The 22964-nt window shown below is 59.0% G+C and carries 21 protein-coding genes and 1 riboswitch; of the genes, 4 read left to right on the top strand and 17 right to left on the bottom strand.

Going from position 1 to position 22964, the window contains the following annotated elements; genetic code table 11:
* Window positions 1-860, top strand: an 860-nt coding sequence (locus EGI20_RS01565; RefSeq protein ID WP_498629094.1) for a PliI family lysozyme inhibitor of I-type lysozyme, incomplete at its 5' end; no start/stop codon positions are given.
* Window positions 861-927: 67 nt separating this feature from the next.
* Here the strand turns inward: EGI20_RS01565 and EGI20_RS01570 are convergent.
* The 6 genes from EGI20_RS01570 to EGI20_RS01595 form a co-directional block, all read right to left on the bottom strand.
* On the bottom strand, window positions 928-1746 hold the full coding sequence (locus EGI20_RS01570; protein ID WP_498629096.1) for a class I SAM-dependent methyltransferase: 819 nt from the start codon (window positions 1744-1746) through the stop codon (window positions 928-930).
* Window positions 1747-1757: 11 nt separating this feature from the next.
* A complete protein-coding gene (gene pdxY, locus EGI20_RS01575; RefSeq protein ID WP_498629098.1) occupies window positions 1758-2612 on the bottom strand; it encodes a pyridoxal kinase PdxY in 855 nt (284 codons plus the stop codon).
* A 109-nt stretch (window positions 2613-2721) separates the two neighbouring features.
* Complete coding sequence (gene ettA / locus EGI20_RS01580; RefSeq protein WP_498629100.1) at window positions 2722-4389, bottom strand: energy-dependent translational throttle protein EttA; 1668 nt, start codon at window positions 4387-4389, stop codon at window positions 2722-2724.
* Between the two features lie 108 nt (window positions 4390-4497).
* A complete protein-coding gene (locus EGI20_RS01585) occupies window positions 4498-6153 on the bottom strand; it encodes a cation acetate symporter (protein ID WP_498629102.1) in 1656 nt (551 codons plus the stop codon).
* On the bottom strand, window positions 6150-6461 hold the full coding sequence (locus EGI20_RS01590) for a DUF485 domain-containing protein (RefSeq protein ID WP_498629104.1): 312 nt from the start codon (window positions 6459-6461) through the stop codon (window positions 6150-6152). The genes EGI20_RS01585 and EGI20_RS01590 overlap by 4 nt, the downstream gene beginning before the upstream one ends.
* A gap of 298 nt (window positions 6462-6759) precedes the next feature.
* Window positions 6760-8376, bottom strand: coding sequence for a methyl-accepting chemotaxis protein (locus EGI20_RS01595; protein ID WP_498629105.1), 1617 nt, complete (start codon window positions 8374-8376; stop codon window positions 6760-6762).
* A 130-nt stretch (window positions 8377-8506) separates the two neighbouring features.
* Here EGI20_RS01595 and EGI20_RS01600 point away from each other — a divergent pair, with 130 nt between their 5' ends.
* On the top strand, window positions 8507-8995 hold the full coding sequence (locus tag EGI20_RS01600) for a YbaK/EbsC family protein (protein WP_498629106.1): 489 nt from the start codon (window positions 8507-8509) through the stop codon (window positions 8993-8995).
* Here EGI20_RS01600 and EGI20_RS01605 read toward each other — a convergent pair.
* The 4 genes from EGI20_RS01605 to EGI20_RS01620 form a co-directional block, all read right to left on the bottom strand.
* Window positions 8992-9612, bottom strand: coding sequence for an ABC transporter ATP-binding protein (locus tag EGI20_RS01605; protein WP_498629108.1), 621 nt, complete (start codon window positions 9610-9612; stop codon window positions 8992-8994). The two genes, EGI20_RS01600 and EGI20_RS01605, sit on opposite strands and share 4 nt — an antisense overlap.
* Entirely contained in the window at window positions 9596-11152 is a 1557-nt protein-coding gene (locus EGI20_RS01610; protein WP_498629109.1) for an ABC transporter permease, read from the bottom strand. Before EGI20_RS01610 ends, EGI20_RS01605 begins: the two co-directional genes overlap by 17 nt.
* 2 nt (window positions 11153-11154) lie before the next feature.
* A complete protein-coding gene (locus EGI20_RS01615) occupies window positions 11155-12168 on the bottom strand; it encodes a thiamine ABC transporter substrate-binding protein (RefSeq protein ID WP_498629111.1) in 1014 nt (337 codons plus the stop codon).
* A gap of 51 nt (window positions 12169-12219) precedes the next feature.
* Window positions 12220-12310, bottom strand: a riboswitch (TPP riboswitch).
* 80 nt (window positions 12311-12390) lie between these two features.
* Window positions 12391-12684 carry an acyloxyacyl hydrolase gene (locus EGI20_RS01620; protein WP_498629113.1) on the bottom strand — a complete coding sequence of 98 codons (294 nt, stop codon included), beginning with the start codon at window positions 12682-12684 and terminating at the stop codon, window positions 12391-12393.
* 285 nt (window positions 12685-12969) lie between these two features.
* Between EGI20_RS01620 and EGI20_RS01625 the strand changes: the two genes are divergently transcribed.
* On the top strand, window positions 12970-13770 hold the full coding sequence (locus EGI20_RS01625; protein ID WP_498629115.1) for a hypothetical protein: 801 nt from the start codon (window positions 12970-12972) through the stop codon (window positions 13768-13770).
* Window positions 13771-13929: 159 nt separating this feature from the next.
* On the opposite strand, the gene EGI20_RS01630 is transcribed toward EGI20_RS01625, so the two are convergent.
* The 4 genes from EGI20_RS01630 to EGI20_RS01645 all read right to left on the bottom strand — a co-directional run bounded on the left by EGI20_RS01630 (window position 13930) and on the right by EGI20_RS01645 (window position 18823).
* The gene (locus EGI20_RS01630; protein WP_498629117.1) at window positions 13930-15315 is read right to left on the bottom strand and encodes an FAD-dependent oxidoreductase; all 1386 of its coding nucleotides are present in this window, start codon (window positions 15313-15315) and stop codon (window positions 13930-13932) included.
* A gap of 76 nt (window positions 15316-15391) precedes the next feature.
* The gene (locus tag EGI20_RS01635) at window positions 15392-16066 is read right to left on the bottom strand and encodes a DUF1345 domain-containing protein (protein WP_498629119.1); all 675 of its coding nucleotides are present in this window, start codon (window positions 16064-16066) and stop codon (window positions 15392-15394) included.
* Window positions 16067-16168: 102 nt separating this feature from the next.
* The gene (pepE, locus tag EGI20_RS01640; protein WP_498629121.1) at window positions 16169-16894 is read right to left on the bottom strand and encodes a dipeptidase PepE; all 726 of its coding nucleotides are present in this window, start codon (window positions 16892-16894) and stop codon (window positions 16169-16171) included.
* A gap of 318 nt (window positions 16895-17212) precedes the next feature.
* The gene (locus tag EGI20_RS01645) at window positions 17213-18823 is read right to left on the bottom strand and encodes a methyl-accepting chemotaxis protein (protein WP_498629123.1); all 1611 of its coding nucleotides are present in this window, start codon (window positions 18821-18823) and stop codon (window positions 17213-17215) included.
* 207 nt (window positions 18824-19030) lie between these two features.
* On the opposite strand from EGI20_RS01645, the gene bluB reads away from it, so the two are divergent.
* Window positions 19031-19687, top strand: coding sequence for a 5,6-dimethylbenzimidazole synthase (gene bluB, locus EGI20_RS01650; protein WP_498629125.1), 657 nt, complete (start codon window positions 19031-19033; stop codon window positions 19685-19687).
* 164 nt (window positions 19688-19851) lie between these two features.
* Here bluB and EGI20_RS01655 read toward each other — a convergent pair whose 3' ends face one another.
* Genes EGI20_RS01655 through EGI20_RS01665 form a run of 3 tightly spaced genes read right to left on the bottom strand, consistent with a single transcriptional unit; the run spans window position 19852 to window position 22810 of the window.
* Window positions 19852-20346 carry a hypothetical protein gene (locus EGI20_RS01655; protein WP_498629127.1) on the bottom strand — a complete coding sequence of 165 codons (495 nt, stop codon included), beginning with the start codon at window positions 20344-20346 and terminating at the stop codon, window positions 19852-19854.
* Between the two features lie 30 nt (window positions 20347-20376).
* A complete protein-coding gene (locus EGI20_RS01660; RefSeq protein ID WP_498629129.1) occupies window positions 20377-21846 on the bottom strand; it encodes a protein adenylyltransferase SelO in 1470 nt (489 codons plus the stop codon).
* Between the two features lie 52 nt (window positions 21847-21898).
* Window positions 21899-22810, bottom strand: coding sequence for a LysR family transcriptional regulator (locus EGI20_RS01665; protein WP_498629131.1), 912 nt, complete (start codon window positions 22808-22810; stop codon window positions 21899-21901).
* Window positions 22811-22964 lie beyond the last annotated feature (154 nt).

The raw sequence follows: 22964 nt of genomic DNA on the forward strand, positions 1-22964 counted from the left end.
CCAGTGACATCCAGCAAAAAACCGTCGTGTTCGCCAAGGGCGCGACCAGCACCAACATCAAGGATCAGCTCAAGGGCTACCAGACTATCGACTACCAACTGCACGCGCGCGCCGGGCAACAGATGCGCGTCGACTTCGCGCCGAGCAACAGCTCAGCCTACTTCAACCTGCTGCCACCAGGCTCGGATGAAGCACTGTTTGTCGGCTCGACACTGGGCAACCACTACAGCGGCGTGCTTCCCGCCGACGGCGTCTACACGATACGCGTCTACCTGATGCGCAATGCCGCGCGACGCAATGAAACGGCCCGCTACACGCTCAAGGTCGGCATAGAAGCAAGCGCACATAAGGCCACGTCAACTGCCTTCGACAAGACACTGAACCTGCAAGGCGTCAATTTTCATGTGATGGCAACCAACGAGGGCTCGCTCAACCAGCTCACTATCACCCCGTCCGGACTTTCAGGCAGCAATACGCCCATCAAGCGTGAAATAGACGGCAGCGTGAGCGGCGCCGAAGTGGCTGACCTCAATGCCGACGGCTCGCCCGAAGTTTATGTTTACGTCAATTCGGCCGGCAGCGGCAGCTACGGTTCACTGGTCGGCTACGCCGTCAATCGTAAAAAATCGCTGAGCGAGATCCATCTGCCCGACCTCTCTACCGACAAGAAACTGTCACAAGGCTATCAGGGGCATGATGCATTTGCGGTTGGCGAGGGGCGCTTGCTACGCCGCTTCCCGGTCTATCGGGACGGAGATATCAATGCCAAGCCAACTGGCGGCATGCGCCAGATCCAGTACCGTCTGGTGCCAGGCGAAGCGGGTTGGCAATTGAAAATGGACAAGGTAGTAACGTACTGAAAGCGTCAAGAGAGGCGGTTTTAAAGCAAGAAGGGGCCGCCATCCGGCGGCCCCTTACAAGCGTGCATCAATAAATAAAGCGCGCCTTCAGGTTTCCCAGCATAAAGGTGTCGACGATAGACTCGGCACGTTCACGCGCACCGCCGCGCTTATGGCCTTTTCTGGCCACGATCAGCTCGTTCTTCATCGAGTGCTCCCAGCCGACCAGCTCGGTGACGGTAAGCTGGTAGCCGTGCGATTCCAACAGCAGACAGCGCAATACATTGGTCAGCTGGCTGCCGAACTCGCGGGTATGGATGCCGTGGCGCACGAGCTCGGCCAATGGCGTACCCGCCAGCAGCTTGGCCTTCACCTGACGCAGTTCGGCGGCAACTTCGGCCTGGCAGCACGGCACCAGCACGATGAACTGGGCATCCTTTTCCAGCGCGAAGCGGATCGCGTCGTCGGTGGCGGTATTGCAGGCGTGCAAGGCGGTGACGATATCGACCTGTTTGCCTATGGCCGAGTCCGAAATCGATTCGGCCACGGTCTCGTTGATAAAGCGCATGCGCGCAAACCCCAGACGCTCGGCCAGCGCCGCCGTGGTTTTCACCAGCTCGTCGCGCGTCTCGATACCGATCACCTCGCCCACATTCAGGGCCTTGAGCACCAGATCGTAAAGAATAAAGCCCAGATAAGACTTGCCGGCACCATGGTCGACAATGGTCACGTCGCCCTTCTGTTCGACCACTTCGCGGATCAGGGGCTCGATAAACTGCACCAGATGGTAGACCTGCTTGAGCTTGCGGCGGCTGTCCTGGTTCAGCTTGCCATCGCGGGTCAGGATATGCAGCTCTTTCAATAATTCAAGCGACTGTTCGGGCTTGATTTCGTAACTTTGTGCCATGAATAGCTCTTTCAAATGGGTTGCGCGGCAAACATATGCGTCGGGCTTTCATACTCGCGCTGCGCGGCCACCACCGCCAGCTCGTAGCGCCCCAGACGCTGCGTTTCCTGCAGCATGCCGTATACGGCGGCGGCGCAGTGTTCCAGCGCCTGACGCAGGGACTTGCCGGACAATAGGCCAACCAGGAACAGGCCGGAAGTCATATCGCCCACGCCAACCGGGTCGCGCGCAAAATCGAAGATCGGGCGCGCGATCAGCCAGGCTTCGTCGTTTGACACTGCCAGCATCTCAAAGCGTTCGGGCTGTTTGTCAGCGTAGTGCAGGTGCTTGATCAGCACCACGCGCGGCCCCATTGTCAGTACCGCTCGTGCGGCCGCGACGATGTCGGCCAGCGTGGGCAGCGCGCGCCCGGCGATGATTTCCAGCTCCAACTGGTTCGGCGAGACGATGTCGGCCACCGGCAGCGCCTCGTTCACCAAGAACTCCGCCACACCCGATGCGACGATACAGCCCTTGGCCGGATGGCCCATCACCGGGTCGCAGTGATACAGTGCAGCAGGGTTGGCAGCCTTGACCTGGCGCACCGCGTCCAGGATCTGCCCCCCTTGCTCGGCGCTGCCGATATAGCCGGACAGCACCGCGCTGCATTCATGCAGCGCGTCGATGGCAGCGATGCCACCTGCCAGCGAGGCGATCTCGGTCGACGGCATCACCATGCCGGCCCAGCGCCCGTACTGGGTATGGTTGGAAAACTGCACGGTATGCAGCGGCCACACATTGGCACCCATGCGCTGCATGGGAAACACCGCCGCACTGTTGCCGGCATGGCCGTACACCACATGCGACTGTATGGACAGGATATTCATGTTCTTCTCCGGCACTTGCAGGCCGCTCTGAATGGAAAAGCCCGCCGTCACAGGCGGGCAGACTGAAACAAGGGATGGTACGGGCAGGAAACCACCCGCACCACACGCCTTAGCGGGTCACCGGCTTGTAGCGGATACGCTTGGGCTTGGCGCCCTCTTCGCCCAGACGCTTACGCTTGTCAGCTTCGTATTCCTGATAGTTGCCGTCGAAGAAGGTCCACTGCGACTCGCCTTCGGCCGCCAGAATATGGGTGGCGATACGGTCAAGGAACCAGCGGTCGTGCGAAATCACGAACACGGTGCCGGCGTATTCCAAGAGCGCGTCTTCCAGCGCGCGCAAGGTTTCCACATCAAGGTCGTTGGACGGTTCATCAAGCAGCAGCACATTGCCGCCCTTGAGCAGGGTTTTGGCCATATGCAGACGGCCGCGCTCGCCACCGGAGAGCATGCCGACCTTTTTCTGCTGATCCGCGCCCTTGAAGTTGAAGCGGCCCAGATAAGCACGGCTGGACATCTCGAACTTGCCCACCGTAATCAGGTCATTACCGTCGGCTACATCCTGGAAGACAGTCTTGTCGCTATCCAGATTTTCACGCGACTGCTCGACATACGCCATCTGCACGGTCTGGCCGATTTTCACCTCGCCCGAATCCGGCTTTTCCAGCCCGGCCACCATCTTGAACAGTGTCGACTTACCGGCACCGTTCGGGCCGATAATGCCGACAATCGCGCCAGCCGGTGCCTTGAAGCTCAGGTTGTCGATCAGCAGGCGGTCACCAAAGCCCTTGGACACGCCATCAAACTCGATGACCTCATTCCCCAGACGCTCGGCCACCGGAATAAAGATTTCCTGCGTTTCATTACGCTTCTGGTGTTCGAACGACGACATTTCCTCGAAGCGGGCAATACGCGCCTTGCTCTTGGCCTGACGGCCTTTCGGGTTCTGGCGTACCCACTCCAGTTCCTGCTTCATCGCCTTCATGCGCGCGCCTTCGCTCTTGGATTCCTGCTCCAGACGCTCTTCCTTCTGCTCCAGCCAGCTGGAGTAATTACCTTTCCACGGAATGCCTTCGCCACGGTCCAGCTCCAGAATCCATTCGGCGGCATTATCAAGGAAGTAACGATCGTGCGTCACGGCCACTACGGTGCCGGGGAAGCGCACCAGGAACTGCTCTAGCCACTCGACCGATTCGGCATCCAGGTGGTTGGTCGGTTCGTCCAGCAGCAGCATGTCCGGCTTGGACAGCAACAGCTTGCACAACGCCACACGGCGCTTTTCACCACCAGACAGCGGGCCGATCTTGGCATCCCATGGCGGCAGGCGCAGCGCATCGGCGGCCAGTTCCAGCTGCAGTTCGATATTGTCACCGGCGCCAGCGGAGATGATGGCCTCCAGCTTGGCCTGCTCTTCGGCCAGCGCATCAAAATCGGCATCAGGTTCGGCGTAGGCGGCATACACCTCTTCCAGACGCTTTTGTGCACCCATCACTTCGCCCATGCCACTTTCGACTTCTTCGCGCACGGTTTTTTCGGCGTCCAGCTCCGGTTCCTGCGGCAGGTAGCCGATATTGACGCCAGGCATATGCTGGACTTCGCCTTCGTATTCCTTGTCTACGCCGGCCATGATGCGCAGCACGGTGGACTTACCCGAGCCGTTCAGGCCCAACAGGCCGATCTTGGCACCTGGGAAGAAGGAAAGCGAAATATCCTTGATGATCTTGCGCTTGGGCGGTACGACTTTGCTCACGCGCAGCATAGACATTACATATTGGGCCATGGTGTTCGGTATCCGGCTAATGCGAAAACATGCAGTTTACCAAAATCGGCCGGACAAAAGAAAACCGCGCACCTATTGGCACGCGGTTTAATGATGAAGAATAAAGGCTTAGTGGTTATTGGCCGCAGCCGCACCAATACCGGTTTGCGCCCGAACCAGCTGATCATCGAATGCTGCGCGCTCTTTCTTGGCCTGCGCGCTCGAGTCCAGCATGGACACCACAATCGTCACAATAAAGGCCAGCGGCATCGAGAACAGCGCCGGATGGTCATACGGGAAGATCGCGGTTTCGTGACCCAGTACCGTCACCCACACCGATGGCGACAACACCACCATGGTCACGGCCGAAATCAGGCCAGTGAAACCACCCAGCAGTGCGCCGCTGGTGGTCAGGCCCTTCCAGTACATGGACAGGATCAGGATAGGGAAGTTGGCCGAAGCGGCGATACCGAAAGTCAGACCCACGAGGAAGGCGACGTTCATCTTCTCGAACATGATGCCGAGAATAATGGCCAGCACACCCAGTACGATCGCGGCAATCTTGGATACCTTGATCTCGGTCTTCTCATCGGCCTTGCCGCCGCAGATAACGTTGGCGTAGATATCGTGCGAGATCGACGAAGCACCGGCCAGAGCCAGACCCGACACCACCGCCAGAATGGTGGCGAAGGCAACGGCCGAGAGGAAGCCCAGGAACAGGTTGCCACCCACAGCGTGCGCCAGATGCATGGCAACCATATTGCCACCACCGGCAATCTTGCCAGCCAGATCACCATCGACAAAGTACTGCGGGTTGGTGCCGACAATCACCATGGCGCTAAAGCCCAGGGTGCACACCACGATAAAGAAGAAACCGATAAAGCCAGTGGCGACGAATACCGACTTGCGCGCCTCGCGGGCGTTCGGCACGGTAAAGAAACGCATCAGGATGTGCGGCAAACCGGCAATACCGAACACCAGGCCCAGCGACATGGAGGCGGCATTCACCGGATCAGCCAGCATCGAGCCCGGTGCCATGATACCCATGCCACCTTTGTGCACTTCCACTGCGCGCTGCGCCAGCGTCTCGTAGCTGAAACCAAACTGGCTCATCGCCATGATAGCCAGCGTGGTACCACCGGCCAGCAGCAGCACGGCCTTGATGATCTGTACCCAGGTAGTGGCAATCATGCCGCCGAAAGTCACGTACAGCATCATCACCACGCCAACGATCACCACGGCAACCGGATAATCCAGACCGAACAGCAGCTTGATCAGCTGACCGGCACCGACCATCTGCACGATCAGATAAAAGCAGACCACGGTCAACGAACCGAAGGCGGCAAAGGTACGGATTTTCTTCTGATCCAGACGATAGGATGCGATATCGGCAAAGGTGTACTTACCCAGATTACGCAAACGCTCGGCGATCAGGAAGGTCACCACCGGCCAGCCGACAAAGAAGCCAACCGTATAGACCAGACCGTCGTAGCCCTTGGCAAACACCATGGACGACAAGCCAAGCAAGGTCGCGGCCGACATATAGTCACCGGCAATTGCCAGACCATTCTGGAAGCCGGTAATGCCACCGCCGGCGGTATAAAAATCGGATGCCGACTTGGTACGGCGCGCTGCCCACCAGGTAATCACCAAGGTACCGGCGACGAAGATGAAGAACATCGCGATCGCGGTCAGGTTCAGCGGTTGTTTCTCGGCGGCTTCAACCGCAGGGCCTGCGATGGCGCACAGCGGAAACAAAGCGAGCGTAGACAGAAGTTTTTTCATTTGCGCGCTTCCTCAACGATTTCGGCGTTCAGGCGGTCAAACTCGCTGTTGGCACGACGCACATACAGGCCGGTACAGGCCCAGGCAAAGAAAATGATAAAAGCACCAACAGGGACGCCGATAGATAACACACCACCTTCAAACAACGGCGTTGCCAAAAATTCCGGACTTGTACCAACCAGCAACATAAAGCTGTAGTAAACGGCCAGCACTAATGCAGTCAGCCCCCATGCGGTACGCGAACGCTTGCCTGCCAGCTCGCGATACTTGGGGTTGGACCGTATACGGTCATTGATATTGTTAGACATACTTTCTCCTGAGGTTGCAACACAGCATGGGTAACGCATAAGCATTTCCCGGCTTTTAGGGGTAGCTTTCCTCGTTCTTCAGCCTGTTTTTAGGCTTGTGACGGGTTTTCCACCGGCAGATGTCCCGAGCCATCAACCCGAGTCCCTGCTCTATTATTGCGATGCATCATGCCATGAGCAACCATACATGACAAGCAGGTATCACTTGGCCTTATAAAAAAAGGGTAAACCCCATGTATAGTGAGGTTTACCCTGACAAAAAATGACACACCCCTCCTTGTTAAGGAGGCCAAAAACGCTAGTGCAGTTTGAAATGTTGCACCGAGTCTTGCAGTTGCCGTGCCAACACCAGCATGGCTTCGGTCTTGCCTGCAGCTTCGGCGGCAATAGCCGCATTGTCGCTGGCACTGGTTGCCACCTGCTCTACATGCTGTGCAATATCGGTACTGGCTGCGACCTGCTCATGCAAAGCACTGGAAATATCCTGCACCGCGTGTTGCACTGCATCCGCGCTTTGCTCGATACGGCTGATAGCCTCCTGCCCCTGGTCGGTCAAGCCGACCCCCAGCACCACCTTGCCGACAGCATCCTGCATCGCACTACGGGTATTTTCCGATAGCTGCTGGATATGACCGATCTTGGTGACAATCTCTCCTGTCGCCGTCGAGGTACGCTCTGCCAGTTTCCTGACTTCATCAGCCACCACGGCAAAACCACGCCCCGACTCGCCCGCACGCGCAGCCTCGATCGCCGCATTAAGTGCCAACAAATTGGTCTGATCGGCAATGTCGCGAATCACGGCCACAATGGACGAAATGCCGGATACATCACCAGCCAGACTGGACAAAGTTCCGGATGCCACATCCACCTTCTTGTTGATTTCACGCATTTCATCAGCCGCATCCCGCACCACGGCGCCCCCCTCGCGGGAAAACTCGCCCGAACGCGCACCCAACAGACGCGCCTGCTCGGCATTGCCTGACAGCACACCTACGCTCTGGGTCATCTGTTCCACCGAAACGGCCATGGCAGAAGCCGCTGCGCTTTGCTGGCTGGCGCGACCGGCCACCTGTGCAACATGACTGGACAACTCGCCAACAGTCCCGGCCAGCTCTTCACTCGCACTCACAACCTGCCCGACCATCGAGCGCAGATCATTCTGCATGCTGGCAATACCCGCCAGCAGGCTATCGTGATCGCCCGCATTCAGCTTCACCTGCGTCTGCAAGCGGCCGGCCGCAATGTCCCGCACCACTTGTCGCGCATAGGCCGGCTCACCCCCCAACTGGCTGATAATATTGGACGAAATTTTCCAGACCAAGCCGCACAACAGCAAGATCAAGATCAGCAAGGCGATCCCCTGCTCGATCGCATGCCCCTGCACATCGGCGTTAATCTCATCGGTATAAATACCAGTACCCACTATCCAGCCCCAGCCAGCAGACTTCAGTACCACGCTCACCTTTTCAACCGGCTCATCCGAGCCCGGTTTGGGCCATGGGTAGTAGACTGCGGCATTTTCACGCATAGCCTGCGAGAAAATATCACCCAAGCTGCGGCCATCCGGTGTTTTGAGGGCAAACATGCTGCTACCGGCCAGCTGCGGTTTAACCGGGTGGGCAACAAAATTCATCTTGCCATCAAGAATGAAGAAATAACCGTCTTCGCCATAACGCGAGCTCATCACCGCCGCCTTGGCGCGCGTTTGCGCCTCGGCCAGAGGCATCTGCCCCGAAGCGGCAGCTTTTTCATACGACTGGATAATGGTCAATGCCGACTCGGACAAGCGGATAACTTCCTGCTGATACGACTCCTGTAGTGAACTGCGCAAATTATGCAAACCCCAGGCAGCCATCAGCACCATCCCCAGCACGATTGCAACCAGCAAGGTCATCAACTGCTTTTTAACTGACATACTTCCCCCAAGCCTGCTTTAGGCATATTTATAAACACTACCAATTGTCATACAATATGCATGAAAACTTCACGTTTGACTATCAGGGAAAAACCTATTCGCCCGCTCTTCAAAGACAGGACACCCCGCCATGAGCCTCGCTTCCGTACGCGCATTTTTTGCCAGCAAACAACTGGACATACCCATTATCGAGCTATCGACCAGCACGGCGACGGTCGCGCTGGCCGCTGCGGCGCATGGCGTCGAAGCAGGCCGCATTGCCAAAACGCTGGCGTTCAGAACAGCAAACAGCGAAGTCGTGATTCTGGTGACGCGCGGCGATGCGCGCATAGACAATCGTAAATTCAAGGAAGTATTCGGCAAGGGTAAAATGTTGCCGCCGGACGAGGTCGAGACCATCACCGGCCACCCGGTAGGCGGCGTCTGCCCATTCGGTCTGGCTACGCCCTTGCCGGTTTATCTGGATGTTTCATTGCAGGCATTTGACGAGGTGCTACCGGCAGCAGGCGGCATCCACACGGCTGTACGGCTGTCACCGCAGACGCTGGCACAACTGGTGGGCGGGCATTGGGTCGATGTGTGCGGCCTGATCGAGCAGGCAGCGACCCTTAGCGCTTAAGACAGGCTGACAACACGGTCGGCCAGTCGTGCCGCCTCGGCCGGATCATGCGTGACCAGAATGGCCGGACTATTAGCGGCCTTGAGACGACGGCGGAATTCGTCGCCCAGACCAGTACGCAAGAGCGCATCCAGCGCCGAAAACGGCTCATCCAGCAGCATTAAACGCGGTGCGGTAATCAGCGCACGTGCCAGCGCCACCCGCTGCTGCTCGCCGCCGGACAAATCCCACACCCGGCGCGGCCCGAAACCGGCCAAGCCTACATCGGCCAGCATAAGCTCGGCGCGCACAGCAGCCTCGCGTCTGGGCACACGTTGCTCGATCAGGCCGAACATCACATTGCCCAGCACATCCAGATGCGGAAACAGGGCGAAGTCCTGAAACATCAGCGCGAAGCGGCGCGCCTCAGGCGCAAGCCCTGCTAGCGGCTCGCCGGCAAAGAACACCTCGCCCGCGTCAGATGCAGCCAGGCCTGCGATAATTTTGAGCAAAGAGCTTTTGCCACAGCCGGAAGGCCCGAGCAAGGCGACGATCTCCCCCGCCTCTACGCACAGATTAAAGCGGGAAAACAGCGGGCGGCCGGCATAAGACAGGCCAAGGTCAACGATCTGGAGCATGGTTTTTTTCCGGCCACTCGATTGCGGCAAACGCAAGCAGGGCAAACAGCATCAACAGGACAGACAGCAATAGCGCCGCATCAAGATTGGCCTGCCCCGGACGCCCCAGATGCTGGTAGATCAGGGTGGTCAGCGTCAGCCATTCGGGACGCGACAAAAACAGCGTGACCGCAAACTCGCCCACCGTGGTGGCAGCAGCAAACGCAAGCCCCCGGCGAAAAGCCGGACGCAACCATGGCCAGCTGACGCGCCAGAAGCTGCGCCAGGGCGTCGCACCCAAAGTGCGCGCGGCGGCCGGCAGATTCGGCGGCAGCGCATCCAGTGCCGCAGCCAGACTCTTGGCGATAAAGGGATAGGCCAGCAAGGCGTAGGCAGACACCAGCAGCAACAGGCTGGCGGACCAGCCCGGATATAACAGCAACAGGCCGAAAGCCACGCATACCGGCGACACGACAAACGGCAAAAATGCCGCCGCGCGCATCAGCGTGCTGCGCCTGGCCGCCAGCGCATGCAAAACACCAAGCAAGCTGGCCAGAAGCAAGGCCATCAGGGAAAAACGCAGGGTGTTGAATAACGCCAGCGCCGTGTCTTCATTCAGCAGCAAGCGCCATGTTTGTGCTTCCACTGTTGCGGCGCGTGCCAGCAAAGCCAAAAGCGGCGCGCCTGTGATGCTCAGCAACACCAGCAAAGCGCTAGCCAGCAGGACGCGGCGGCGCAGCGTATTGACTTTCAACAGCGCCAGCGGCTCGGTTTTGGCCGGCACCGCCATACGCGCTTCCAGAGCGGCATAAAACAGCGCCGCAGTCGCACTGACCAGCATGGCAGCCAGTGCCAGGGCGCCGGCGTCGGCGAGATTCAACTCATAGGCGACCAGAGTGTAAATCTCGACTTCTATCGTTGCCCATTGCTGCCCGCCCAAAAGCAGAGCCAGGCCAAAACCGGAAAAACAGTACAGAAACACCAGACACAGGCTGGACGAAAGCCACGGCATCAGCGCCGGCAGCTCGATACGCCAGAAAGCACGCCAGGGCGATGCACCCAGGCTGCGCGCCGCCAGCAGACGGCTGGCCGGCAGCGCCAGCAGGCCATCAACCGAGGCGCGCACCACCAGCGGCAGGTTGTAAAACAGATTGCCGTAGAGCAAAAGCCAGGGCGTGTCCTGCAGATTCAACCCGCTGATGCCGCGTGGACCGAACAGGGTCAGCACCCCCAGCCCTGCCACCAGAGTCGGCATCACGAAAGGCAGCAACATCAGGCGCAATAGCAAGGCGCGTCCGGGAAAGGCCAGCCGCGCCAGCACCCAGGCCAGCGGTACACCGATCACGGCAGTCAGTACGCAGGTGATGGCCGCCTGTGCCAGCGACCAGAGCAGGCGGCCTTGCAGATAGTCATCGGCAAACAACTCAAGACGCACGCCATCCCAGCCTTCAAGCAGCAGTCGCCCCAGCGGCAGCAAGGCCAGCAAAAATAAAAAGCCCAGCGGCAGCAAGGCTAAAGCCCGGCGCGAATACGCACCGGGCGACACCATGGCAATGGTCATGCTTAACGCAGCACCACCTTGTTCCAGCGCTTAAGCCATGCCCCGCCTTTGGCGGCGATGGTGGCCGGTGCCATCTCGGCGGCAAAACCAGGCTCGGCGGCATGGGCAAACACCGGCGCGGTGGTACTCCCCTCCACCACCGGATACATCCACATCGTGGTCTGCAACTCGGCCTGCACCTCGGGCGAGCGCATGAATTCGACAAACTTGGCAGCGGCCTCGCCTTCCTTGCCACCTTTGACCAGCGCCACGCCTTCAACCTGACGGAACACCCCGCCCTTGAGGAACAGGTTGCCAGTCGGCGCCGTGCTGACCTTGTCCTTGCTGTAGAACACCTCGGCCGCCGGACTGGTGGCGTAGCTCACCACCAGCGGGCGCTCGCCGCCATTACGGGAAAAATCGGTGTAGTAAGCTTCACTCCAGCCCTTGGCCACTTTCACGCCGTTGCCGCGCAACTTCGCCCACCAGTCAAATGCCTGCGCTTCCCCCATGCCGGCAATGGTCGCCAGCATAAAAGCGTAACCCGGACTGGAAGTAGACGGATTTTGCACCACCAGAAGCTTGGCGTACTCAGGCTTGGTCAAGTCCTGCAGCGAAGCAGGCAAGGCCAGCTTGTGCTTGGCAAACCAGGCCTTGTCGTAATTCAGCGTGACATAGCCGTAATCGGTGCTGACCACCCCCTCGCCCAGTGCATAACGCGCCTTGTGCTTAAGCGCAGCACCGGAATACGGCGCAATCACGCCGGCTGCGGATGCCTTGGCCAGCAAGGTGTTGTCTACGCCATAGACCACATCGGCAATCGGGTTGGCACGGGTCAGGATCAGTTTATTGAGCATCTCGCCGGCGTCGCCGCCCTTGATCAGCGACAGTTTGACGCCGCTTTGCTGCTCGAATGCAGCCAGGCGCGCCTTGGGCAGGGAAAAAGAGGAATGGGTCAATACGCGCAACTCGGCCGCGTGCGCGGCACAGGCGGCAAAGGCCAGCAAAACAGTGGTAAGGATGCGAACAGGCTTCATGGTTTCTCCGCTTACAAGGCCATAAAGCGAAGACGGGGAAACGGCGCACGAGAACGAGCCGCATCACGCTTCCTACGCTGGCATGACCCAGATCAGGTAATGGGGACTCTCTCAGCCAGACTGGGCACCCCCGGTGATTAGCGCACGCATGATAACGGTAAAGCCCGCCGCTGACAAAGCCACCCACCCAAACGACATGGCGTGGGCGACGGCTAGCCATGCTTAATAGCGGTAAAGCACGCTCAGCTCAAGCAGGTCCAGACCGTTATTCGGCTTTTTAAGGTCGGCGTTGGAGTAATGCAGCACGTTCAATCCCAGACTCCAGCTTTTACCGGCAAGCCCGACACCCAACTGGTCGACAAACTGTCCACGCGAGCCCAAGTCCGTGTCTTGCAGGCGTGTGCCGTTAAACCAGGCCGCATCGATACCGGCTTGCACATAAGGGCTCAGCCCCCCGATAGCTTGTGGAAATTGCCAGCGCAACAAGGGCGAGATACTGGCCGCCTGCCCGATCATAAGACCACGACCACCCGCCTGGAAGCAGGCAATGTCGCCATTGCTCTACGCCGTCGTCGAGCGTGGGGCTTGCGTGATACTGAATACCTCAAACTCAATATTCACCAGTTCAACACACCGAATAGCGCTTCGTTCCTCTACGCCGATAAGCACCTTCTGACCCAGAGGTCAGGATATCTACCGTATGAGAACGACGACGAGCCAAATAAGCCATCAAATTAATCGATTATCTCCGTAGGGATAATTTAAAATACGATCCTCGACTTTATATACCTGACCCGCGTAATGAACAGCACAGCCAGCACCCCGACCCCCGCGTCAACTCGCGCCAGCGCGCTTGCCGGCCAGGCTGAAATCCAGTCCGAATCCATCCTGATTCTGGCCGGCAGCGGCAATCCGATTTATGCAGTTGAACGCAAGCTGCACGCTCGCACGGAGCAAGCTGACTATTTCAGGGTTCAGCTACGCGCCCATGCCAGTGCCTGCGGCAGCGACTGGACTTTACTGGAAGGGGAAGCGGCCCAGTGGCACAACGGCTACCACAGCGCCGAAGTCTGGGTGGATCACGCCAGCAGCAGTATCAGTTTCGGGCCGGAATACGGCGTGCAGGTGCTGGAAACACTAGCCGGCAAAGGCCTGCCAGCCTATTTGTTTGCCCAGACCATTATCTGGGCCAAGACCCGCTACCCGGACTACAGCATCAGGGGTGGTTTGCTGCGCGCAGAAGATGCCGCCAATGAAGAAGCCCGTTTGCGGCGCAACGGTTATTACGCTACCCAAGGTTTTGACTTTGAATGGTTTGATGTGGAGCAGCGCAGCGGCCGCTATTTCAAGGCCAAAGCCAGCCAATTATTGGGCGTATGGGATAGCGAGACTGTTCGCCGTCTGGACTGCGAGCGCCTGCTGGATACATTGGCCAGCCAGGCCAGCCACTGCAGCGAACTGGAACAGCATCTGTCCCGCGCCAACTCCAAAAAAGAGCACGCCACCGTCAAACTGGAGCGCGAGCGCATGCTCAATCTGATCCTGGTGGGCGTAACCTGTTTTGTACTGGTCATGGGACTGATGGCGGCACTTCGGGTATAAGCAGGCAGCCCCGCGCTTAGAGCGTGTTCACGATCTCGCGAGCTAGCACGAGACAAGGCGAAAACGGCTGAGAAAGCGGAGTGTACATACGGTACATGAGCATTTCGAAGCCGTTTTTAACGCTGTATCGCTGACGCGCAGCAGATCGTGAACAGGTTCTTAGCCTGCCTGGGCAAACAGGGTATTAAGCGCCTCGGATGCGGTTGGGTGCGCCAGCGGCGTATTGGCCAGCGCGCTATAGGGTAAACCGGCCTGCATCGCCATTTGCACCACCGACACCACCTCGCCCGCACCGACACCCAGCATGGCAAAGCCCAGCAGCCTATCGCTATCCGCCGCAATCACCGCCTGCATCAGGCCGCTGGTTTCGCCTTCGGCCCAGGCCCGCGTCACTGCATCCATGGCCAGGCTCAGCACGCGCACTTCCAGCCCGGCCTGCTCTGCCTCGGCCACACTCAGGCCGATACGCGCATACTCCGGGTCGATAAAGGCCAGTCGTGGCAATACCCGCCCCTGCATTCCCTGCAAAGGGGGATGAAACAGCGACAAGGCAACACGGGCATCATCACTCACCGCATGGCCGGGTACAGGATGCGCCGCCACTTCACCCAGCGCATAGATGCCGGGCACCGTACTTTGCAGGCTCTGATCCACCACAATGCGGCCATCGGCTGCGAGTACAACGCCCAGTGCTTCCAGCCCCAGGTTGGCCGTCAGCGGCAGGCGCGCACCGGCCAGCAAAATATCGCTGCCATCCAGCTCCAGCAACTGCTGGCCCTGCCTTGCTTCCACCGAGACACCGGCACCACTGATGCCGCGCACCCGCTCGATAATGGTCGAGGTCAACAGGCGCACACCATCACGGCGTAATAGCTGGCCGATAGCATCGGAAAACACCGCATCTTCAAAGCGGGCAAGCCGTGGCGCTTCATCTATCAGGGTGACATCGCAGCCCAGACGGGCAAAAATCTGCGCATAGGCCAGCGCGCCGAAACTGGAGCCCAGAATCAGCAAATGCGCCGGCAGGCGCGTCATGCACATCAGTTCGCGCTGAGTCATGGCGCAGGCATCAGCCAGACCGGCCACCGGCGGCACTTTGACGCTAGAGCCGGTGGACACGAAAATGCGCTCTGCGCGCAAACGGCGCAAAGTACCGTCCTGCAGGGCGACTTCTACCGTATCCGCTGCAATCAGATGACCGTGGCCCAGCACCAGCTCTACCTTTTCTGCCGGCCACAAGGCCAGATCATGGGCGCGGGCGGCAGCCACCGTCTCCCCGATACAGGCAAACAGGCGTGCCAGATCAACCTCGCATGCGCCGCTCCCCACCCCGCAGCCAGCCCCCTGGCGCATCTGGTGGGCGATGCGCGCCGCGCGCACCATGACCGCGTCGGGCAGACAAGCCACATTCAGCGATGCACCGCCAAAAGCATGGTATTCGATCAGGGCGCCACGATGGCCGTGCCGGGCCAGATCCCGCGCCAGCCGCCGGCCGGCCAGACCACCGCCCAACACGACAAACTCCAGCGGAGGAAGACGTGCCATCTTTAATCTCCAGACCAAGGGCAGCCCCGTGCTGCCTCGCTGCAGACTAGCAGCTGGCAGGCCCCGCTGCTGACGCTTAGCCGCCGATCAAACCGGCACCAAGATTGATGGACAAACCCAGAATAAACAGGTTAAACACGAAAGACAGCATGCTTTGCAGCAGCACCAGACGGCGCACGCGCGAACTGGCTACCGCCACATCGGCGGTCTGGTTGGTTGCGGCAATCGTGAAGGAAAAATAAAGGAAGTCCCAGTAATCGGGCTCGGGAGGCGCATCGGGAAAACCAAGCAAAGGCAGCTGTGCGCCGGACAGGTAAAACAGATGGGCGTAATGCACGGCAAAACAGGTCGGCAGCAATAGCCAGGCACCCAGCAGCGTCACGCCGGTCAGCGCCAGATGCCAGACGCCCGCATGGGCATGCGCCAGCACCATTTCCACCACAATGGCAGCCAGGCTCATCAGCGTCGCCACGCACACCAGCGCCAACACCTTGGCGGCACTCTCGTCCTGGCGCTGCGCCTCCTGCCGGATATGCTGCACCCGGGCACGCAACATCATGCTCCACAGAGCCAGCAGATAGGCCCATGCCGTCACGTTCCAGCCCAGCAGCACACGCGTCAGCACCCTCATGCTGTCCGGCAAAAACCAGCAAGACAACACCCCGGCCAGCAAAGCCAGCGTCAAACGCGGGCGGGTCTGCAAAAACTGCCGTATCAAGCTGCCGCCGCGGGAAGCCCACTGTTTAACCATAAAGCACCGGCCCTATATAAATCAGCATCCAGTGTACTTGCGGCGACAGGGCATGGCATGCGCCACCATGCCCGGCATCGTGGCGCATGCTTCAAGCGAAACTCAGGCGCAAGGGCGCTGGCTGCTCATCAGGAAGGAGAAGTCACTGCGAGCCGGCACTTCGCACGGCTCGGTGCCGGCCTTGAATACGCGGCAATCAAGCTCGCCCACCATGCGGATAGCGCCATCCTCGATCACAAAGCCGGTGCCTTCGCGTATGCCTGCCACCCAGGTGTCGGGGTTAAGTTTGCCGAATTCGCCGATACGCTCTTCACGCGTCTCGCCCTTGAAACCTGGCGGATTGCCATGCAGATAGTGCGGATTGATCTGGAAGGGAATGAAATCCAGCGCATCAAAACCCTTGGGGTCGCAAATGGGCATATCGTTGGTGGTCATAATGGTCGGGCAGGCCAGATTGGCGCCTGCGCTCCAGCCAGCATAAGGCATGCCGTCGGCGACGCGTTCGCGTATCGCATCCAGCAGGCCCAAAGCGCGCACATCGCGCAACAGCTTCCAAGTGCTGCCGCCACCAACAATCACCGCCTGCGCCTCGCGCACCGCTTGTACCGGATCGGCAAAGCGCGTGATCGACTCCAGCTTGATGCCGGCCTGAGCCAGAGCCACCGCCGCCTTGGCCTCAAAACCGAGGTAGTCACCGGCAGCGTTGGCAAACGGGATAAACAATGCACGCTCGATTTTGCCGGCGAAAAAAGACTGAAAGTGCGGAATGGCGTATTCGAGGTAAGCCATCCCCTCGGTCTTGGCATTGGACAACAGTAACAGACGCATGCTTGCTCCTTAGTAGGGAAAAGGCGTGCGCGAGATCCGCCAGACTTCAGAGCAGGGCCCCGGACACGCGCTACGCGCGCATGATAGCGCACAAGCGTAGCTGCCGCCGCAAAAAAAGAAGATGTCACTACCTAAAAACATATGGCGGTGCGCCGATAAAAACGCCATACCCCGGAGCACGCTGAACCGGGATGGGGGACTGACGCATGAACGGCTTGCGAGGCGAACAACAAACACCACACCCAAGCGGAACATAGCCAAAAAAACACCCGGCTCCCATCAGGGGAAACCGGGTATGAATCCAGCGCGATAAGCGACTCAGAGCTTATATAGCGCCACTTCACCGCGCATACGCTGCGCCAGCAAACCCAGTTGTTCGGCCTGGGCGGCGGCCTGGGCGGCAGCGGCCGAGTTTTCTTCCGCCATATGCGCCACGCTTTCCACTTGCGAAGCAATGCTGTTGGCAGCCATGCTTTGCTCGCCTATCGCCACCGCAATCTCGCCGACCAGTTCGCTGCTATTGGCCGAGGCACTCACAATGCCGGCGACACGGTGCTGCGCCTGGCTCACCCCGCCTTGTCCCTCCTCCACCTTGCCTACCGCCTGCTGCATACTGGCGACAGCGCCAGCCGAGACGCTGCGTATTCCGGCTACGATCTGGGCAATATCCCGGGTCGAGCCAGCGGTACGTTCGGCCAGCTTTCTGACCTCATCCGCCACGACGGCAAAACCGCGACCACTCTCGCCGGCGCGCGCCGCCTCGATCGCAGCGTTAAGTGCCAGCAAATTGGTCTGTTCGGCCACATCGCGGATCACATTGATCATGGTCTCGATCTCGCGGCTTTGCGTATCCAGCTTGGTCAGTTCGCCCGATGCATCACTCACCGAGGTGGAAATCGCCTCGATATTGCTGACGGTATGGCCTATCGCCAACGCGCCACCCTGTGCCTCGCTGCCAGCCTGACGGCACAAGCCATCGGCCTCGCGTGTGCGGTCGGCAACATGATTGATGCTGACAGTCATTTGTTCCAGCGCAGCAGCCATAGTCGCCGCCGATGCGCTTTGCGTTTGCGAGCCATGCGACACATGACCTGCCGCGCCGGACAATTCTCCTGCCAGTTGCGCCACCTCGCTGGCTCCACCTTGCAGGTTTTTCAGGCTCTGCTGCATCTGCGCCATCAATGCATTGAATTCACCCAGCATGGCAGAGATTTCATCGCCACCACGCAGCGGGATGCGGGTAGTAAAGTCCAGCGTCTGGCGGATGGTGCCCACAGTTTGCTGTGCACGGCCAAGATCGCCGGCGATCTGGCGATAGATCAGCAAACCACTCACGCCCAGCAAGAGCAACATGGCCAAGGCAACGGCCAGCATGATCATCTGCGCATTAGCCGCAATCTCGTTGGCGTTCTTCTTGCCAATCGCAACCCAGTCCACATTGTATTTCATGTGTGCGTCCAGCGCGCTCAGCACCTGCTGCATCTGGGCTTGCGACTTCATCAGGACCGCGCTGGCCTCCTCATCCTGATTCTGACGCGACAATTCGACAACGCGGGTAAACGTCTGCTCGGCCAAAGCAAGTTGCTGCTTGACTGCCGCGTAGAGTTCGCGATCCTTGTCATCCCATAACAGCGGCGCATAATCGGCGACACCTTTGTTCAGGCTTTGCCGCAAGGCGCCAATCTCGGTCTCGACCGCCGCTTTTTGTGTCGCGTCCTTAGTCAGCAGATGCTGCTTGACCTGACCATCCAGCGCGTAATAATCCGTGAGAACCCCTCCCAGCACCATGATACTGGGTACCGTGCTGTCGTATGCAGCATCCACCTCGGTATTCATCCGGGACAGTTGCCACAAGGAAACGCCCCCCATGACAATACAACCGGATAGCCCCAGTACGATCAACAGCAACAACTTGTGCGCGATTTTCATTACACCTCCTCAGAAGGATAAGGCCACAACAGCTTGAAATTTCTTGTCGCTATTAAAGATCTGCGACTTTTTATAAGGGTAATAGTATTACAGTTAGCCGTTTAACATAATAAACAAAACAAAGATTTAATCCGCCTTGTGCTGAAAGAGATTTAAAAACCACAGTACAATCGCCCGCCTCCCCCAACCGTACAGGCACACTTGTCCATGAACCCACACGCCTTCTCGATAACCGAGATTGAGGCCGTTTATCGCGCCATGCGCGAGCGGCGCGATATGCGCCATTTCAGCGCCGAGCCGCTGGCAGACGGCCAGCTGGCTCGACTGATAGAAGCCGCGCATCTGGCTCCCAGCGTCGGCTATATGCAGCCATGGCGTTTCTTGCGCGTGGCAGATCCGGCCTTGCGCTCACGCATACACCAGCATGTGAGTGAGGAATGCGAGCGTACGGCTCAGGCGCTGCCCGAGCGGGCTGCACAAATCAGGCAACTCAAGCTGGAAGGAATAGAAAACTGCGCCGAAGTGCTGGTGGTGGCTTTGGCAGAAAAGCGTGAGCCTTATGTATTGGGGCGGCGCACCATGCCGGAAATGGATCTGGCCTCGGTCGCCTGCGCTATCCAGAATATGTGGCTGGCTGCACGCGCCGAAGGCATAGGACTGGGTTGGGTTTCCATCTTCGAACCGGATTATTTGCGCACGCTGTGCAAGATGCCGGTCGACAGCCAGCCGGTGGCCATCCTGTGCATAGGCCCGGTACCCGAGTTTTACCCTGCACCGATGCTGGAAACGGCAGGCTGGGACAGCCGCCGTCCTCTGGCCGAGCTGGTTTATCGCGACAGTTGGGGTACGCCGGATACGCTTTAAGAGCCTGTTCACGATCTGCTGCGCATCAGCGATACGGCGTTGAAAACGGCTTCGAAATGCTCATGTACGACCTGTACATTCCGCTTTCTCAGCCATTTTCGCCTTGTCTCGCCCTCGCTCGCGAGATCGTGAACACGCTCTTAGCGCCCAGGCACTGGGCGCAATCAGGCCAGCCGCAGCGCCAGCGCATCCAGCTGCTCATGCAAAGCCGCATCCAGTGCCCGGGCACTGCGCGCCTCGACAAACGCACCTTCACCTCTCAGGCGTGCCAGCACAGCCAGACAGGCGCGCTGATCAGCCTCGGACAAAGCAGGTTCAGCCAGATCTTCGACCAAGCATGTGAGCTCCTGCGCCATCCATAGCAGATCGGCAGCGGCGTGCAGTAACACCGGCAAGGTGGCACCCAGCAGACGCTCACCCAGCAGCGCCACGCTTTGCTCCAGCAAAAACAGCCGGGAGCGCGCCGCTTGCCGCCGCTGGCTACCCTCGCTCTCTCCTTCGCCATCGGCATGGCGGCGCTGCTCGCTATCCAGCGTCTCATCAAAGATGGTGCTGGCATCCTCCTGTCCGCTTTTTCCTTGGGTAAAAGAAGGCAGATGCTGATGCGGCGGATCGTGCGACTGCAGCTTGGCGCTTGCGGCAATGGCTTGGATTTTCATGGCTGAAGCTCCACTCTAGTCAGTACACGTTTAACTGGAACAGCTAACGGCAAGCGCCGCCGCCCACTCCGGCGGCAAGGCGGCATAAGACGCAAACTCGGCCTGCTCGCTAAAAGGGTTGGCCAGACAGCGGGCCAGACGCACAATTTCGCCATAGTCCCCTTCGTCACACGCCAGCCTGATGGCCTGCTCGGCCAGATGATTACGTAGCACATAGGCCGGATTCACCGCATGCATCGCCTGTTGGCGCGCCTTTTGTGTGCGGGTTTCCTGCATAAGACGCGTACGGTAGCGCGCCAGCCAGTGCAATCCGGCCTCACGATCCACCAGCAAATCCAGCACAGGTGCAGGATCTGAACCGGCGGCCGTATCAAAATCCGCCAAGGCGCGAAAGAAAAGGGTGAAATCGGTGTGGTAAGCATGCAAGGTGTGCAGCAGGCTTGAAATCAGCGCCTCATCTTCCTTGCCCTCGGTAGCCAGGCCCAGCTTGGCGCGAAAATGCGCCAGATAAGCCGCCTGATACAAAGCATCATAACGGTCAAGCTCGGCACGCAGCTCGGGCTCGGCGACTAAGGGCAGAAATGACGAGGCCAGACAGTACAGATTCCATAAGGCAATCTGCGGCTGCTGGTTATAGGCATAGCGCCCGCTGTGATCGGAGTGATTGCAGATATGGGCGAGATTCAGGCCGTCAAGAAAACCGAACGGGCCGTAATCCAGCGTCAGCCCCAATATCGACATATTGTCGGAATTCATCACGCCATGGCAAAAGCCGACCGCCTGCCACCTCGCCATCAGGCTGGCAGTGCGGGCAACGACTTCGGCAAACAGCGCCTGATAAGGCTGGGACGCCTCGCGGCAGGCCGGCAAATACTGGTCAATAACAAAGTCAGCCAACTGGCAGATTTCGTCATGCTGACCCTGATGGTAGAGCAACTCGAAATGACCAAAGCGGATAAAACTGGGCGCCACCCGAGTCAGCACCGCCGCCGTTTCCGGCCTCTCCCGGTAGACAGCATCATCCGAAGTGGCCAGCAACAAGGCACGCGTAGTCGGGATTCCCAGCGCGTGCATCGCCTCGGAAGCCAGATATTCGCGGATGCTGGAGCGTAACACGGCGCGCCCGTCGCCCATGCGCGAAAACGGCGTCACGCCGGCGCCTTTAAGCTGGACTTCAACGCTTTGTCCGTTAGGGCATGCCCTGTCGCCCAGCAATAAGGCCCGACCATCGCCCAACTGCCCGGCCCAGACACCGAACTGGTGGCCGCCATAGCGCGTAGCGAGCGGCAGACCATGCGCGGGCAGTGCATTGCCACAAAACAAGGCCAGACTATCCGGTGCGCCCAGTTGCGCCTCATCCAGTTCCAGCTCATGCGCCAGTGCCGCATTTGCAATCACCAGGCGTGGTGATTGCAAAGAGGTCGGTGTCGTGGCGCGGTAAAATACAGCCGGCAAGGCCGCAAAACGGGCCGGTTGCAGCAAAGGTGTCGGTATCGTCATGCAGCCATTCTAGGCGGATAAGCAGACAACAAACACCCAAGGCCTGACGCGGTTATTGTGCCATTGCCCCATGCTGCAGCGGTGCGGGCAAGCCCCATACCGGCAACAATTCACCCAGCAAGGCCGCCAGCACCGGATCGCCATCGCGCTCGGACGGATAGACAAACTGCAACTCAGCCTGCTTGACGATATCGGGCACGACACTGACCAGACCGGCGCGCTCGGCAGCCAGCGCATCATCTTCACGCACCAGCGCCAGTCCCACCCCCGATGTCACCAACTCCTGCAAGGCAGACAGGTGATCACATTCCGTGACTTTGCGCGGCGCGATATTCAGCTCGCGCCATAGTTCGGCCGTAATCTTGGACAGGCTGGAGAACTGCGAAATGCCGATCCAGGGCAACTTGCCCAAAGCCTTGCTACTCATGCCGTTCAGGCGCGCTTCCCACCCTGGCGGCATGATAATACGAAAGGCAACTTGCGCCAGCGGCACAGTCGTCACGTTGACATACGGGTTTTTGCCCAGATAAAAACCCGCATCCAGCTCCTTTTTGCGCACCAGATTCAATACATCACCGGTCACGCCATGATGCAGGCGCAAATCCAGCAAGGGATAGCGCTCGACCAGACGCGCAACCCAGGGGCCGACACGCAAGGTGTCCGGCGTCAGCGTAATGCCGATATTGGCCTTGCCCGCCAATTGCCCTTTCAAACTCCTGGCCCGATTAATCAGTTCGCGTGCGCCAGCCAGAATGGACTGCGCCTGTGGCAACAACTCGGCGCCTGCCACGGTCAGATTGACGCCTCCGGCACTGCGCTCAAACAAGGGCATGCCCACCTCCTCTTCCAGCGCCTTGATTTGCGCTGTCACCGCAGGCTGGGACAGATGCAGCAACTCGGCAGCCTGCGTCAGATGTCCCTGCTGGGCCACGGTCACGAAGGTACGCAACTGATAAATTTCCATGCAATTCTTCCCCTGTTTCGGTCTGACGGCATACTCGGTTCGGCATGCTTTATTTTTTATTACAAAAGCATTGTCTTAGACTCATCGCTACAGAACAAGAAAAACCCAAAAACACCATACTCGAATCAAATATTTTTCACCCGAGTTAGAGTTT

The organism is Aquitalea sp. S1-19 (genome assembly GCF_024343515.1).